This is a genomic window from Rubripirellula lacrimiformis (assembly GCF_007741535.1).
GTDB lineage: Bacteria > Planctomycetota > Planctomycetia > Pirellulales > Pirellulaceae > Rubripirellula > Rubripirellula lacrimiformis.
Map to the genome: position 1 here is coordinate 7,806,979 of NZ_CP036525.1, position 14,408 is coordinate 7,821,386.

The window sequence follows — 14,408 nt, forward strand, 5'->3', positions numbered from 1 at the left end:
AGTGGCACACGCATCCAGTGCTTTCGATCGAAACCGAGGCGGCAACCTTCGCAGCGTCTCGCCCCTGCCCGCTCGCCAGGACGACGACGGGCTACCGTGGCTCCAAGTACGCAACGGCGAGCTTCCCCCGATGATGTTCCAGCTTCGCTTCCGCGATGGCCGGATCATGAGTTTCGCCTATAGCGACATACGGGAAATTCAAAGTCGTGATGCTGGCCAGATCACGCTCGGCATCTTTGCCATGAGCCGAGTGCTCGTGACGATACGAGGCCGGCATCTTCGCGACCTAATGACACTACTGGGCACCGGAAGGATACGGTGGCTTGAAGAAGACGACACGCGTGACGTGGGTCGCCCCGAGACTTTGCCTCTGATTTTAAGCATCGAAATCGAAGCCTTCCCACCGGCTGGATAAGCTTACCAAAGCACGATTACCAAATTTGGTAATGGGATCCATCGCGGCTGATTTGCAGTCGGCAGTACTTCGATCCGCAGCGGTCGGAAGCAGTTCCAAGCTGCGATTACCAAATTTGGTAATCGCGATTGCAGGCCAGGTCGATGACCCGAGGTCCGACAAACTCACGGTGATGAAACGCCAGAAGTGCGGTTCCGGCGTTGGAAACCAGTGAACCCCAAACATCGTGAAATCGCATCGTCGTGGTTGCGGCAGTGGTCGAGTGGTCGGACGACTATTGACGAACAATTCCTAATTACCAAATTTGGGAATCACATCGATCGCGATTGGTTTGCAGTTGGTAAAACGTCGATCGGCAACATTCCTAAACGGTTCCGAGGACCTATTACCAAATTTGGTAATGGCGATCAAACACTGGTTCGCCGGCCAGAGGTTCGGCAAATTCACGGCGACCGATCGCCACGAGTGCGGTTTCTGACTTGGAAACCAGCGAACTCAAAACGTCGTGAAATCGCATCGTCGTGATTGCGGCGGCGGTCGAGTGGTCGGACGAGGATTGGCGATGCATTCGTGATTACCAAATTTGGTAATCGCATCGATCGCGAACGGTTTGCAGTTGGTAAAACGTCGATCGGCAACATTCCTAAACGGTTCCGAGGCCCCATTACCAAATTTGGTAATGGCGATCAAAGGCTGGTTCGCCGGCCAGAGGTTCGGCAAATTCACGGCGACCGATCGCCACGAGTGCGGTTTCTGACTTGGAAACCAGTGAACTCAAAACGTCGTGAAATCGCATCGTCGTGATTGCGGCAGCGGTCGAGTGGTCGGACGACTGTTGACGAAGCTTTCCCAATTACCAAATTTGGTAATCGCATTGATCGTGATTGATTTGCAGTTGGCTAAATTTTGATCGTTAACCGACAGAATCCGTTTCGAAGACGATTACCAAATTTGGGAATCACGGAATCGGGGCCGCCTCGAAGTGAAGGCAGCCCCGCTCGCCGGTTGCGGTGTTTAGGCCGCGTCTGCTTGGGCTTTCGCAGCGTTGCGGTCGTCGGCCTTCAGCTCCTCGATGCGGTCGGTCACCTTCGGGATCAAGTGTCCCAGCTTTAGGTTGTCGATTTCGCCTAGAGAAGTCGTATCGTGCCAGTCTCCGTTGTCGTCGGTATAGCTGCGGACGTAAACGGCCGAGTAGCGAGGAGGTTTCCCGTCTTTGCCGGGATTGCTCCAGATGGTTGCCTTCAGTTGTCCGAAGCGGATTGTGTCGGCAGGCTTGTTTGCGTTGGTTTGGGTCATGGTAGTTTCCTTTCGTTTTGGGTTGACCTGGTCCGCGTCCCCGCTACGGTGAAGATCCCGTCCGCATGGGGTTGGTGCGGCACGCAGGCGAAGCCGAGTACACGGCCCCATTGCGGTCGGGATAAGCATCGTGGCAGCGTGTCCAATGAGTCATCCCATCACGACAAGGAATTCACGAACCCCCTACTCCATCGCACGCCTGCTAGAACAAATCAAGCTGCGATGATGGACCGGACATCTGGGATGCGTCCCCTGACGAGGTGATATCTCCTGCTTGGCCGTTGCTGTGATCCGCCACCGGCGCCTCGGGAGTGGCTTGCGTCGGCTTGGCTGCTATCGGCACTGAGGCATGGTTGAAAGGTGATTGTGCGACCGGAACTTCGCGGATCACGCCACGACTCGCTCCGTTAAAGAACAGGCCAATGCGGTAGACGCGGTGGCATTCGAGGGTCAGCGTGTTCTGCCAAACAGCCCAGCCCCTTAGTCCGTGCAGTCCCATGTTGACGGCTGCCATCTGCGTGCAGCGGTGATCGACATCTTGCCCAGTGAACTCGGCGTTCGGATTGTCCTTTGCCATCGAAAGCAGGAACCGTCCTGATCCACAGGCGGGATCATTGATTGTGCGGGGCGGCGCTCCTGCACTAACGTCAGCCCCCTCCTCCGTGTTGCCGGGTGACATTAAGGCAGCCATTAAGTCACAAACGGAGTCCGGCGTGAAGAACTGGCCACGTTCGCCGTAGGTGATCGCGCCAGTAAAGATGTCGCCAAGTATGTCTGCGTCGGTGTTTACCATCTCGGCGATCAGACGTCCGCCCGCTTGAACCATCGTGTCGATCCCCCGACTACCGACCTTGCCTTTGTCGTAGCCTTTGGCGACGGTAGCCAGATATTCGTCCTCCATGGTTTTGCCAGCCAGTTCGCAGCGAAGCAGCGTCAGAAAGTCCTCAAACGCCTGGCCGCGGCCGAAGCCGGCCAAATCACCAGCCCTGTCGACTAAATCGACGATGGGTTTGCTAGCTGCATTGAAAAACTGTTCCTTCGCCATTCCGCACTATTGGCACAGAACGAAGCTGAGCGTCAACGAAAATCGTCAACGCTCAGTAGAGGGATGCGGTGAGTTCATCTTCCCAGTCGCAGTGTTCTGAGCAGAAAGTTTTGCGAGTCATCGCGTTGCTTCTTTCAGACCATTGAGATCGACGTTGTCGTCGATCAACCGATGCAATTGCTCGTAGTGAATGTCTCGTTCGAAGCCGACTTCGCGATCGAAACCAAGTTCTTTTGCGATCCGATCAAGTGCGTTTTGCATGATTGGATGTCCATAAATCTTGTTGTCCATGATCGCAACGCCCTCCGCGTACCAGTTGTCTCCTTCGAGTTGAATGATTGTAGTCATCGTGTGTTTCCTTTCGTGTCGATGAATCGGGGCATGATTGCCCCGATTCGGTGGTGTCAGTGCTCACTCGGTAGATAGAGCGTCCAGTGCTGACCGTCGTAGGCTGCCCAGACTTCGACTCGGGGCAATGGGAAGTCGGTGAACTCGATTTCCTGAATGATGAAGGGTTCGCAGGGGCTATCCGCCCTTGCTGCAAGTTTTGCGGTGTTTCCTTCGTCAACTTCGAGCGTCCAAAAGTGCATGTCGCAGATGCGGTAGTCTTTCGCTTTGGCTGCGTTGAATTCGGCACTTCCGATCCATGATGCGATCGCATCAATCAGCCAGTAGGCCTGCCCAATTTCGGCCAAGTACTGAATCCCTGGTGTGTAGATCACGTTGGGATTGAGCGAATGGCGGAATCGTTCAAGATCTCCTTGGAATTGTCGTAGGTCGGTTTGGGTAAGTTTCGGCATGGTGTTCTCCTTTCGCCTGGTTGAACTTGCAGACGAATCAGCCACCCGTACGACGATTCGGGGGCAAGGGTTTTCGCGGCAGCGATTGACCGAAACCAAGCGAAGCGAAGAGTTGCAGGGCAACCCTTGTGGCCGGATTGGCAGGGTGGCAGACTGCAAACAGTTCAAACAGCGAATGGAGACCATCTGCCTCTCACCAACACGTTCGACAAGGCCGTCAGCAAATGAACGGCTTTCACAGTGATCGCCACCGTGATCCGACCATTGACGAATCGGTTGACACGGCATGCATGCGGTGGCATTGTCGCCGCCATGGATCCGACCGAAACGTTCAACGCAATGATGGAAGCTTTCGCACTTGGATTGCGCGACGACGCGATCCAGAGTGCCGAGGATTTGGCCGCTTGGCTAGATCGAGGCGGTTTCCCGCCCGTGATTCATATCTCGACTGACGGAATGAAAGTGTTCGTCGTCGACGAGCGGATAGCCAGAGAGATTTGCGTGGCGTCCTGCCGACAGGTCCAAACTGCGTGTCAAACCCAATCTCCATCGCCTTAACGTCGTTTCAGTACGCCGCCAGCACGGTTACCGGGAACGAATTCGCGGCCCTCATTTTGCCGCGGTTGAATACCATTCTGGCCTGGCATTTCGGCGAGAATCCGGCGAGACCCACTTGAGAGGCCGCACCGGATCGATGAACGTTGCGAGTCACGAACGACCTACGCTTCCTCGAAGATCATGCACGTATCATGAATACCTGGAATGAACGATGACCGGTAGCCGCCACAGTTGCGTCGGTATCGGTTTGATCCGTAGGGTCCACGGCGGGTGGTTGCATGAATGCCGGTGAGGTGTGGAGCGGGACTGCTCGTAATCGGCGCGGCCGGTAGTTGTACTTTTTGAGTGAGGGCTTGCATGGTGTGTTCTCCTTTTGTTGATTGACCATGCAAGCGGATGACGCTGCCTGGTCGCCCGTCGGGGGTGCAAGGGTTCCGCGACAGCGACCGGCCGAAGCCTAGCGTAGCGACGCGCTACAGGCCGGCCCTTGCCACCGCCGATGGCAAGGCGGGACGCTGCAAGGACAGTCAATCACGCGAAAGGGAACGCAACTCTGACGCATCAAAATGTGTTGACATACGCATGAGCGCGGTGGCAATGTCCGCTGCATGGAAAAGCAATTCGAATGCGATCAGTGCGGAGCATGCTGTCAGGGGCACTTAATCGTAGAGGTTTACGACATCGACGTCCTGCGCGAACCCAAACTGGAGAACGCAGATCAAAAATACGCACGCATCGATCCGAATTTGCCATTGGCCTACGAACTGGATCAGGAAGGCAACTGCCTGATCATTGCATGCGGGAGTGCATGCTCGTTCCTGAAAGAAAATTTCGATTGTGCAATCTATCCGACACGTCCCAATGTATGCGTTGCGATGCAAGCAGGTAGCGAACAGTGCCAGAGTGCGCGGCAATCCGCCGACCTTGACGCACTTCAGCCAGTTCAGGGTTGATCTGCACCATGACCAGTAGCGAGATTCAAGACCTAACCGATCAAGTCGTCAGGCTCACTGACGAAGTAAAGGTGCTACGTGAGAGCGTCGACGACCTGAAAACGGCACTCGAATGGGCGATCCGCAATGCTCGACTGACCATCGAGTTTGAAGACGCTGTCCAACCTTTCGCTGCGCCCCCTCCTCCCGTCGAACTTTTTGAGATTGGCGACGCTGTCACTTTCGAAATCGACGGAGAAGAATACTTCGGCGAAATTGTCGACCTGCACGACGGCGAGAACATCGCAATGATTCAGCTGATCGATTCACACACGATCATTCCCGTTAATCAGGATCATCTGACGCGGCTGGAGAACGATCCGCTCAGTCATCGCAATGACGAGCCAATTCTCGGCGACGAGCCAATTCTCGGCGACGAGCCAATTCGTGAAACGGGGCAATGGGAGGTCAACGACAGGAGGCCAGCGTCGCCGGGTGAACTGTTCTGACGAAATCGGATGAATGCCCCAATTGCAGCCAAAACTTGACTTCTCCCAAGAATTTGGGCATGTTGATCAAGGAGGAACTTAGACAATGAACATTGAAATCACCAAAACGACCGAGCAAGCGATCAAGCAGGCCCTCGCTACGGGGCAGTTTTCGACGGCGGAAGCATTTCTGGAAGCTGCCAGTCAGGACTTTGTCTTGAGGCACCCTTCAGCGACCGCGGACCAGCAATCTCAATCCGCATTCGAAGCCTTTGATGCGATTGGCGCGATCGGTTGCGTTAATGGCCCGGACGATCTCTCGACCAATCCTGAGCATATGGAAGGTTTCGGGCGGTGAAAGAAGGCCTTTGCGTGCTGTTCGATACGTCTGCGCTCGTCGCCATTCTCTCAGCGACCGACGTACATCACGCTGATTGCATCGCCGAACTTCGGAAGATGGTTGGTCCCCGCGTGACGACATGGCCTGTGATCACTGAAGCCCACTACTTACTTCGTCGAGAGCCGAAAGCACAGGAGAAGCTTCTGGATATTGTGTCGTCCAGAACGGTGCTGGCACATGCGTTGGACGCTTCGTTTTTGAATTGGATGAAACCCTTCGTGAACCGGTACCAAGATCAAGAAGTGCAGATCGCCGACGCATCGCTTGTCTGGCTAGCCGAAAAGCTAAAGACCAACGCCGTGTTTACCCTTGATCGCCGTGATTTTTCCACGTTTCAAATTCACAGAGGCTACGCCAGTGAAGCATTTGCGATCATTCCCGAATTGGGTTGACGCGACAGATGGCGTCGAGCCCGACGATTGGTTTCTCTGGTGGCTGAATGACGCCAAATTGCAACGCTTCCCAGGATGCAATTGAGAATGGCTCAGTGTTGCATTTACTGCCCGATCTCTCGATCTGGCCGAGGAAGTCACCAAAGCCAGCGGATTGCCCAGGAGCTGCAACGACATGCCCAGTTATCGGACGGTCTGAACACCGGTGTCGGCCGCCGGTTCCCGTCGGTCAGGTGGCGAAACGGGCTCTGCCCTAAGGAGCACGTCTAGTTTTAGTGGCTCCAGGCGTCTTGTCTCAGGTGAATTCGAAGCGACTGCCAATATTTGAGTCCTGGAACCTTTGTCCTTTCCAAAAAGATTACCTTGGTCTTCACCCATCGCGTGATTCCTTGCTGTGTTTAACCGTTAAACGTAGCGTTTCACGCGATGGCTTTTCAATTCACGAAGTTCCCGGTGAATAGTGCGGGCTGAAGCAAGTTTTCAAGAAGGTTTTGCCACCTATGTCGACGCAACCGACTTTGCGAGGAGAGTTCCGCAAGCCGCTTCGGTCGCGTTTGCTGCGACAACTGGCGACCTCAATTCAGGTCGGTTCGTGCGCCGTCAGTCGGGCATTCGAGTCGCAGTCAATTCACTGCCTGTATCTGCCCTCAAGACGGAGGCACAAAACATTCGGCCTCGCAATCGCAATCCTACCGATCTGCTTGCATACCGAAATCGTAACGAAGGTTCAGGGCACTCAACCAGAGTGGATGCACGTTGTTAAACCAGGCGACCCGTTCCGGCGGACGCGGCAGTCGCCGGGGCATCGGTTGGGAATGCGCCAATACTTGAAATGCCATCGTCAGTGCTCTACCCTCACTTCGGTTCCTGGGCAGCGTAGATTTACGTAGGTTCACCCTGTAAGATCAAATGCCGAACTTGTGCACACCTGTCAAAATGCTGTGAGCATGAGACGTATCAGCGTTGCCTTGCCTAGAGCGAACACTTTCGAGGGATCGATGATATCGCCGGTATCTGAATGGGACTCGTCAAGTGACTGTTAAAAAAACACGCTTTTTTATAAAAACCAAGCGGGGAGAATTTGGTCCGATAAATGCAAGGAAGCTTAAGGAGCTTGCAGATTCGGGAAAAATCGGAACCGCCACACTCATCCGAATCGATGACTCGCAGACGTTCGAACCTGCAAGTCTACTCCGGGGGTTATTTCAAGGCCCAAACTTGCAGAACGCTGGTCAAGAGAATGCCGGAGGGGATCCGAAATCTGGTGCACCTCAAAGTGTGTTGTCGGTGAATGAACTGTCTTCAATCTCGACAACACGAATCCGACAAATTCGTCGAACTACTTTTGGTTTGCGAAAAAGCGCATTTGCAATACTTGTATTTGCCGGGTTGATGCTCACTTATTTGTCGGTAGCTGCGTATTTCAGCACAGGAAACCGATCCGCCGCAGAAGTTGGTACAGACGCAAATTCCGAACAGGCACGTGACTCACGAGAGCGTGTGGAGCAATTCGATCAAGAAATAGCGGCATTGAAGGCGAGTGGTGGAGAACTCGTAGCGAAGAAATTTCAACTAGAAGCTGAACGCGATGAGCTTTTGGACAAGAGGGTGGAAAGCGCAAAACGAGGAGAGAAAATCCGAATCAAGATGACCAGAGCAGAGAAACTCGTCGAAGATGGGCTTTCTGTGAACTCACTACTTAAACCTGGACTGTACCTGTTTCGAGAGCAGAGGGTTGGCTTTCCGGAGGAAATTGAGGCACTCATAAAACGGTTCGATGAGACGGAAAACAAGCCTGCCGTTGATTCGTATCTAAATGAAGTTCAGGTTTCTAAAGAACGGCTTTTCTTTGATGCCAAGTACAACTCTCGGTTTCCGGTTTCCGAACCCGAATGGGTAGCAATCAAACGTGGCTTGAAAAAACCATTACTTTATGCAACGGGGCAGGACAACGTAATTGAGATTAACCAAAGCGATGGCACGCTCGAACTTCTCTGCCCAGGTGCTGGTCCGATCGGACGGATATCGATTGAGAAGTCCGGTACGCTTTCACTCGATCTCGTGAAAGTCGGAGCGGCTACCATTGGCATAAGTGAGAATGAGACATCTGGTCAATTTGAAGGCCTGACTTGGCATAGAAAACAGTTCGGTTCGGACGTTGCATTCTCGAACGGACGAATTCCGCAAGAAGTGGAAATCCAGTTGCTCGAGTTTTTTGACGAGAATTGCCTCGCTATAAAATTGCACACACGTTATCAAAAACCTGAAGATTCCTCGAGAACATATGTCCAATCAGATTTTTGGAAGGTGTATCCCTTGGGATTAAGCTCGTCGTCTCAGGCCGGGTCGGACGTCACTAATATTCCTAAGACACGTCGCATGGACTTCAGCCAATTCAAAAATCCGTCCATGCTCAAATCGCTGCTTTTGAAGGATTTTGACATCGTGCTTCGCAGCCCGGCGAAATCGTTGGCTTACCTCAATGGTTTCACTGCATGCTTCAACGATCCGAAGATATTGCAGTATGTGGAACCAGTCGTCGTAGATGATCTTCGGTCGATGCAAGATCCAACGATTCACGAAGGACTTGCCCGCCGCTTTGTGAAGGAATCCAATCTCATGGGCGACTCGCAACAGATCGCCCTCGGTCAAGTGCGTTCCTTACTACAAGGGTTATCGCAAATAGACAACGCGAACAGTGCTTCAGAATTGTCTCGAATCTTCGGCCGTCAAAATAGAACAGAGTCGAAGTTCGAAGACGTGAAGTACGAAGGAGCAGCAGATGCGTTCGTCATCTCACGTGCGTATAGCGAGCATCCGGCTGAGGTTTCGAAAGTAATTGATGGATTGAAGTCATTGGCTAGGGGAGAAGATGGAAACCGCGGCGCAATGATCGCCGCCGAACTAAAGGAACTTCAACGAGAATCCACTGCGTGGTCAACAGTCGATCCATCGACATTGGAAGTGATGCGAGAGGGCGTTCGTGATTTTCATAGGCTGATGAGCCAATGCGGCCAACTTGTCATCAGGTACCAGTACAAGTCAGACTCGTTCGATAACGGAAGCAAAGATATTTCCGCACTGCTAGCAGAAATCCGCCAGCGTTTTACGATTGAAAATTTTGCTGATTGTCCATCGGAATACAAAAACTTTGTCTTTGCCGTCCGTGCCTGGGCGGAGCGGAGTGAGAAGAGCTTTTACAGCTTGGTGAAGCCCGAGGTTCCAACTGGATCTTTAATTGGCTCGTTGTACGTGGACAGCGACTCAAATATGGTCGCTTATCATTTTCTTAAGTACAAAGAGATGCTTGCCGCAGGCGAGAACCACGGAGTAGCATTCGAACATTCCAGCGTGAGGTTCTCGCAATACAATGTCCCGCGGAGAAAACTAAAGTTTGCTTTGAGAGACGACGGAATGCTCTTGGAGGATATTTCATTTTTTGACGCTCCAGCCATTGAGAGGTAACCGTTCACGGCCCGGTGTAATGAACTAGGCAGCGGCAGTGGTGGACTGCGGTGAGGCTGGCAGGAGCGACGGCGCAACTTCACCAGCGAACTTGGCTCTCATCGATTCGATCAAGTACTCACAGGCGTTTCGGTTTTGCAGTCGGCATGTCTCGGAGATTGTCAAGATCCGTTCCAGATAGCGACTGCCCGATGTTCTCTGCGTTCCGAAGCTCAGTTTGCGTTAAATCACCGCGGGCCGCAGCGTCCGCTCCGCCGTATTGTCAGTCGGCTCGATTCCTTCGACCTTTTGGAAGGTCCACAGATGCTTTTTGCGAGGCAGCAGTTCATCACAGAAACCAATGAGCTTCTTGTTGCCGCTAAAGCTACCGCGCAGCAGATAGCTGTTGAACTGATCACGAATCGGACCAGCGCTTCGCTGAAAGCCTCGCCAGGTGATGTCGCCGGACTTGTATCGACGCCACTGCTCAAAAAGCAAACCTTGTTGCCGCATCAGATCGTGCCCCAACCGTTTCACTTGACCATCGGGCGAATCGATCAGCTTCTGAAGGTCGCGTTTCATATGAGCCCAACACCACTGAAGCCGCTTCCCGTCGAGGTACATCTTCGCTCGGTCGCAGTTGACGATAATTCCCGAGTAGTCGCCAACGAGCGACACAAGCGATTCCCGCGAGCGGTTGCCGAAAATGCCAAAGACAGCAAACATCGGAGCGACGGGGACCCACAGGTAAGCTTTCATCTGTTTCTGCTTGGTTGGCGATTCGTCGACGAAGAACTGGGGCTGCTTTTCCAGTTCGCTGCGAAGCTTTTCGTAGGGAGTAGCGATCGACTCGCTGACCAACTTCTGAAAGTTTACCGTCCATGCAGGACTGCAAGGGATGTTCAGCAGATCTCCCAGGAACATCGAAGTCCGACGTTTGCTTTGGCGAAAGCGTCCCATCAGCAGACCGGTGAAGGCAGCTAGGCGAGGTCCGCACTGCCCAGTCGGTACACCGGCAGGCAGGCTGGCCTGAGTGGTGATGCCGCAGCACCGACAATGGCCTCGGAAGAGTTGGTACTCATTGACAAGGGGCTCAATCGTCGGCAAGTCCCAGACTTGGTGTCGTTTCGGGTCAGTAGGGTCGGGCTCCAGATCGCCGCCACAGCGACGGCAGCCATCGGGATGACAGGGTGTGACGGTCGTGTATCGCCGACCGGAACCAGCTCTCGCAAGTGCCGCCTATGGCCTTTCTGTCCACCCTGCTTTCGCTTTTTTCCCGCCGAAGGCTTTCGCTTGGGCTTGGCGTGGGGATGTTCAGTGCTTGGTGGCAGCGAAGAATTCCGAGGCGTCAGCTTCTGAACTTGATCGGTCAGAGAATCCACCTGCTTGGTCAACCGATCCACCTGGTCAAGCAACGCCAAAACGAACGCTTTGACAGAGGGCGTCACTTCGGCTTCGAGTTCTGGCGGTCTTGCTCATGCCAGTATTGGGACCGAAAACGGTGATCCAAATCAAGATCGATTTGCAAAATCATTGCACCGACTCGTGAACGGTTACGTACTAGACTTGCCGCCTTTGCTGACGTCCTTCTGAACTCGTTTCAAAGCCTTTAGCTGCTCGGTCTGCGGCGTTCGCAATATGGTTTCGAGTCCTCCGCGAAAGTTAAAAAGTGGTAGGCCACTCGATTTTAGCCGTAATAACAATAAGTCTATTCGTCTAACTCAAACGTCGTGGTGAAGTCGCGGACAGCGGGATAGAACTCCGCAAAGTCTTCGGTAACTAAAACAGAGAAACGCTTTAGTTCAGGCTTCAACATTTTCGATTGAGCGAGGATCCCAAAACAGTTTTGCCAAAGAGAAAGCGAGATCGGTGGACTACTTTCCGAAAATTTAGCAACCAAAATCGGGACACATTTTGTCAAGTGGTCGTGGGGACGGATACTGTCTCGTCCACCTTGTCTCGGATCAGACGTTGCTTAATCGCCATGCCCTTAGCTGACTGTTTGCAGCGCTCGACATCGTCGAAGATCTCCTCGACCTTGTCTTGCAAGTCGCGAGATATGCCGAACGCTTCGGCTTCTTGCGCAAGTGTAGATTCAAAGCCGTGGTAGAGTCCGAAAATGCGATCAGCTGGAACACTGTCACCACCAGCCCAACGTTGCAGTCGGAGGATCTCCGCCATTGAGCGTGAAAGCACGGGATGCATGTCGGGTTGCATTGAGAGTTTTCCCTAGTTCAATCGAATAACGTCACCGATCAGCCGGTCGCGGCGGTTGATCATCCATTTGCAAACGCCCGGCTACCGCGACGCGGATGCATCGGATGGTTCCCAACGGAACCTATTCTCTCTGCTGCTGAGAATCAGGACAAGATACAACCGGCCCTCTTTGCTGGCGATTGAAGGCCGATCAATCCCGGTTTCGATTGCCATTCCTTTTTACGTCGTATAAAGTGGGTTATACGACGCAAGTGAACGCGGGAACACCGCCGATTCTTCTCTGTAGTCGCGAAACGCAACGGTCCATTGCCCTCCAAGAACCACGTGAGTTCCTGCGATACCGGACGAAGTTGGGATCGTTCGACGTGACCGAAGCCCCCTACTCCGACGCAAACGGATGCTTGATCTGCCGCAAATCCTGCATTTCAATGCGGTGCTGCCCCCCCCGGGCGTGTCGAATCGCTATCCTGACAACGCCCATGGCGTGGACGACGTGTCAGTAATCAGTGCCCCGATCACTTTCCGGAGCCCGCCATGGGTTTTGAATTGAACGGTCACTGAATTTCCGCTTGCTTGGTTCAGTGTTTTGCGGCAGTGTCGTCACCCATGACCGGGCGACAATTATCTTTAGACTTTGAAGCATGCACGGCAAACGAAGCGGTGTCGGGCTTCCGTTGCCTATCGGCTGACGCTAAGGCGGTCGTTCTCTCCAAGCACGACTTCATGGCTCGTACGCGAGATCTCTGGAACCTGATCGAAGGCTGGCTGCTTGATGAGATCCCCGCTACCGAATTCGAGGCCCACCGACTCGGCATCCACGACGCTATCCAGCCAGAATGGACCGGATCATTCTCGGATGCGGAACTCGTGAGTGCTTTGACAGCCGAATGGGAACTGGCTGCCGGAGTCGCCATCGCGGCCGATGAAGCCGCGTTGTTGATGTTGGAGCATGGGCATGCCCACGATGCCCCTGCACTGGTTCGTGCGTATTACCTGGCAGTCGCACTCAACACCCTCGGGTACGACCTTGAGCACTACTTGCCGGGAATGCCTGTCCATGCTCTTGGGCGTTAACACGACGACACGCTTCGTCGCCTGATCGTATTTCTTTGCAATCGCAATAACGATTCCCCCCTACTCGCAATGAATCGCCATGCTGCCAAAGCGGATCTACGACGATCTGCAATTACGGGGATGCGATTCTGCGGAAATACGACAACCCGCGAACCCGACTACGCGCAAATACGGCGATGTTGATTCACGATTACGAGCACTTCAGAGGCATCGTGTTTGCGATTTGGCGTAGATCCGATTAGCCGCGCATCTGTGGTTCCGGTGAATCGTGTTGTCGTGTTTGCTGAAGCACGTCGTTCCAGCCGGCGCCAACCGTCGGCGGAAAGTGGTCGTGGACCGGCAAACCGCAGTTCTGCAGTGCTCTCCGGACCTGAAATGCAAGTTTCCGTCCTCCTTCATCGTTATCGAAGGCTAACAGGATCCTGGAATTGTTCGGCATCTTGGCCGCTGCGTGGCGCAAGCACTCGGATTGCATCTCGCTCGTTTGACCGGCTGTGCTAAAGAAACGCTTACCGTCGACGCCCTCAAGCGTCGCTACACTAAACATGTCGACGGCGGTTTCGCAGACGATCATCGTGCGGTCGTCACTTTGGGGACGTGAGCAGGCAAGCGCCTTCACGCCGCCGGGGCTGAAACCCGTGAACGTGGTTCGCTCCCGGTTGCCGTTTTCGAGCTCAAAGCCGCACAGGCCGGAGCGATTGAAGTGAGGAACGACCATGTTGCCTCGCGAATCGATACGGATACGGTCGCGAAATGCCGGATGTAATTGAACCTCTTCACTGATTCCACGAATGTCGGTCAGATAGGGATGCCCTGACTTGATCGGCTTCGCACGCATCCATGCAGATAAGACGGCGGCGGCATCATGCCGTGACGGTTGAATTTCAAATGGCAACGTGGAGGAGGGGGCTCGCACCGCTGGCAACCCATCGTAGGCTCGCAGCGTTTTGCGGACGTCGCCAAGGGTGCCGCCATCAAGAGCCTGAACAAGATCGATGATCGTGCCAGAGTCCGCTCCCAAAGCGTTGAAGTAGAAAAACTGGCCGGTTGGCGCCTTGCCTATGATCAGCTTGTCGCCGCGCGGATGACGAACGACCACGCTGTGCCGACTGGATTTCTTGCGATCGACCACGAATCCACGAGAGACGGCGTAGTCATGCAAGTTCAAGCGTTTGAATTGTTCGAGTTCATCGTTTCGCGTGTCCATGAATCGACAGTAGCGCTGACTTGGGCGACTTTTCAAGCGGTAAGCGGAAGTTGTCCACGTCTTCATGCGTGCCGCGCTGCTGTGATTGCGACGACACGATGAAACGACAATTCGCATCGCTGTGAATTAGACCGGGACAC

Annotated in this window: 15 protein-coding genes and 2 pseudogenes; 8 read left to right on the forward strand and 9 right to left on the reverse strand. The window is 53.8% G+C overall.

Features of this window, described 5'->3' with window-relative positions; all coding sequences use genetic code 11:
- The first annotated feature begins 1 nt into the window (after position 1).
- On the forward strand, positions 2-415 hold the full coding sequence (locus K227x_RS27130) for a hypothetical protein (protein WP_246146325.1): 414 nt from the start codon (positions 2-4) through the stop codon (positions 413-415).
- 385 nt (positions 416-800) lie between these two features.
- Here the strand turns inward: K227x_RS27130 and K227x_RS27135 are convergent, their stop codons facing one another.
- The 5 genes from K227x_RS27135 to K227x_RS27155 all read right to left on the reverse strand — a co-directional run bounded on the left by K227x_RS27135 (position 801) and on the right by K227x_RS27155 (position 3,556).
- Positions 801-983: a hypothetical protein gene (locus tag K227x_RS27135; protein ID WP_145175428.1), complete on the reverse strand. Its 183-nt coding sequence runs from the start codon at positions 981-983 to the stop codon at positions 801-803.
- A gap of 446 nt (positions 984-1,429) precedes the next feature.
- Positions 1,430-1,711: a hypothetical protein gene (locus K227x_RS27140; RefSeq protein WP_145175431.1), complete on the reverse strand. Its 282-nt coding sequence runs from the start codon at positions 1,709-1,711 to the stop codon at positions 1,430-1,432.
- A 202-nt stretch (positions 1,712-1,913) separates the two neighbouring features.
- Positions 1,914-2,756 carry an N-6 DNA methylase gene (locus K227x_RS27145; protein WP_145175434.1) on the reverse strand — a complete coding sequence of 281 codons (843 nt, stop codon included), beginning with the start codon at positions 2,754-2,756 and terminating at the stop codon, positions 1,914-1,916.
- 117 nt (positions 2,757-2,873) lie between these two features.
- Complete coding sequence (locus tag K227x_RS27150) at positions 2,874-3,104, reverse strand: hypothetical protein (protein ID WP_145175437.1); 231 nt, start codon at positions 3,102-3,104, stop codon at positions 2,874-2,876.
- A 56-nt stretch (positions 3,105-3,160) separates the two neighbouring features.
- Positions 3,161-3,556 (reverse strand): DUF6876 family protein, encoded by a 396-nt coding sequence (locus K227x_RS27155; RefSeq protein WP_145175440.1) that lies wholly within the window; start codon positions 3,554-3,556, stop codon positions 3,161-3,163.
- 252 nt (positions 3,557-3,808) lie between these two features.
- Between K227x_RS27155 and K227x_RS27160 the strand changes: the two genes are divergently transcribed.
- The 6 genes from K227x_RS27160 (at position 3,809) to K227x_RS27185 (ending at position 9,791) form a co-directional block, all read left to right on the forward strand.
- Positions 3,809-4,114: a hypothetical protein gene (locus K227x_RS27160; RefSeq protein ID WP_145175443.1), complete on the forward strand. Its 306-nt coding sequence runs from the start codon at positions 3,809-3,811 to the stop codon at positions 4,112-4,114.
- Positions 4,115-4,722: 608 nt separating this feature from the next.
- The gene (locus K227x_RS27165) at positions 4,723-5,067 is read left to right on the forward strand and encodes a YkgJ family cysteine cluster protein (protein ID WP_145175446.1); all 345 of its coding nucleotides are present in this window, start codon (positions 4,723-4,725) and stop codon (positions 5,065-5,067) included.
- Positions 5,068-5,075: 8 nt separating this feature from the next.
- The gene (locus K227x_RS27170; RefSeq protein ID WP_145175449.1) at positions 5,076-5,555 is read left to right on the forward strand and encodes a hypothetical protein; all 480 of its coding nucleotides are present in this window, start codon (positions 5,076-5,078) and stop codon (positions 5,553-5,555) included.
- Positions 5,556-5,640: 85 nt separating this feature from the next.
- A complete protein-coding gene (locus tag K227x_RS27175; RefSeq protein ID WP_145175452.1) occupies positions 5,641-5,892 on the forward strand; it encodes a hypothetical protein in 252 nt (83 codons plus the stop codon).
- A gap of 14 nt (positions 5,893-5,906) precedes the next feature.
- Positions 5,907-6,326, forward strand: a complete 420-nt coding sequence (locus tag K227x_RS27180; protein ID WP_246146892.1) for a type II toxin-antitoxin system VapC family toxin — start codon at positions 5,907-5,909, stop codon at positions 6,324-6,326.
- A gap of 1,032 nt (positions 6,327-7,358) precedes the next feature.
- Positions 7,359-9,791 carry a hypothetical protein gene (locus K227x_RS27185; protein ID WP_145175458.1) on the forward strand — a complete coding sequence of 811 codons (2,433 nt, stop codon included), beginning with the start codon at positions 7,359-7,361 and terminating at the stop codon, positions 9,789-9,791.
- 222 nt (positions 9,792-10,013) lie between these two features.
- Here the strand turns inward: K227x_RS27185 and K227x_RS27190 are convergent.
- From K227x_RS27190 to K227x_RS27195, 3 genes and pseudogenes are all read right to left on the reverse strand, one after another.
- Positions 10,014-10,949, reverse strand: a pseudogene (locus K227x_RS27190) (IS66 family transposase); the annotation flags it as partial.
- Between the two features lie 59 nt (positions 10,950-11,008).
- Positions 11,009-11,218: pseudogene (locus K227x_RS31645) on the reverse strand (DUF6444 domain-containing protein); the annotation flags it as partial.
- Between the two features lie 469 nt (positions 11,219-11,687).
- Positions 11,688-11,987, reverse strand: a complete 300-nt coding sequence (locus tag K227x_RS27195) for a hypothetical protein (protein ID WP_145175464.1) — start codon at positions 11,985-11,987, stop codon at positions 11,688-11,690.
- 723 nt (positions 11,988-12,710) lie between these two features.
- On the opposite strand from K227x_RS27195, the gene K227x_RS27200 reads away from it, so the two are divergent.
- Positions 12,711-13,061 carry a hypothetical protein gene (locus K227x_RS27200; protein ID WP_145175467.1) on the forward strand — a complete coding sequence of 117 codons (351 nt, stop codon included), beginning with the start codon at positions 12,711-12,713 and terminating at the stop codon, positions 13,059-13,061.
- Positions 13,062-13,299: 238 nt separating this feature from the next.
- Here the strand turns inward: K227x_RS27200 and K227x_RS27205 are convergent, their stop codons facing one another.
- Complete coding sequence (locus tag K227x_RS27205) at positions 13,300-14,268, reverse strand: DUF3991 and TOPRIM domain-containing protein (protein WP_145175470.1); 969 nt, start codon at positions 14,266-14,268, stop codon at positions 13,300-13,302.
- Between the last annotated feature and the right edge of the window lie 140 nt (positions 14,269-14,408).

What these genes read in the sequence shown, in the direction of transcription:
- K227x_RS27135 (WP_145175428.1), bottom strand. Translation starts at nt 983, where the DNA reads ATGCATCGCCAATCCTCGTCCGACCACTCGACCGCCGCCGCAATCACG.
- K227x_RS27140 (WP_145175431.1), bottom strand. Translation starts at nt 1,711, where the DNA reads ATGACCCAAACCAACGCAAACAAGCCTGCCGACACAATCCGCTTCGGA.
- K227x_RS27145 (WP_145175434.1), bottom strand. Translation starts at nt 2,756, where the DNA reads ATGGCGAAGGAACAGTTTTTCAATGCAGCTAGCAAACCCATCGTCGAT.
- K227x_RS27150 (WP_145175437.1), bottom strand. Translation starts at nt 3,104, where the DNA reads ATGACTACAATCATTCAACTCGAAGGAGACAACTGGTACGCGGAGGGC.
- K227x_RS27155 (WP_145175440.1), bottom strand. Translation starts at nt 3,556, where the DNA reads ATGCCGAAACTTACCCAAACCGACCTACGACAATTCCAAGGAGATCTT.
- K227x_RS27165 (WP_145175446.1), top strand. Translation starts at nt 4,723, where the DNA reads ATGGAAAAGCAATTCGAATGCGATCAGTGCGGAGCATGCTGTCAGGGG.
- K227x_RS27170 (WP_145175449.1), top strand. Translation starts at nt 5,076, where the DNA reads ATGACCAGTAGCGAGATTCAAGACCTAACCGATCAAGTCGTCAGGCTC.
- K227x_RS27175 (WP_145175452.1), top strand. Translation starts at nt 5,641, where the DNA reads ATGAACATTGAAATCACCAAAACGACCGAGCAAGCGATCAAGCAGGCC.
- K227x_RS27195 (WP_145175464.1), bottom strand. Translation starts at nt 11,987, where the DNA reads ATGCAACCCGACATGCATCCCGTGCTTTCACGCTCAATGGCGGAGATC.
- K227x_RS27200 (WP_145175467.1), top strand. Translation starts at nt 12,711, where the DNA reads ATGGCTCGTACGCGAGATCTCTGGAACCTGATCGAAGGCTGGCTGCTT.
- K227x_RS27205 (WP_145175470.1), bottom strand. Translation starts at nt 14,268, where the DNA reads ATGGACACGCGAAACGATGAACTCGAACAATTCAAACGCTTGAACTTG.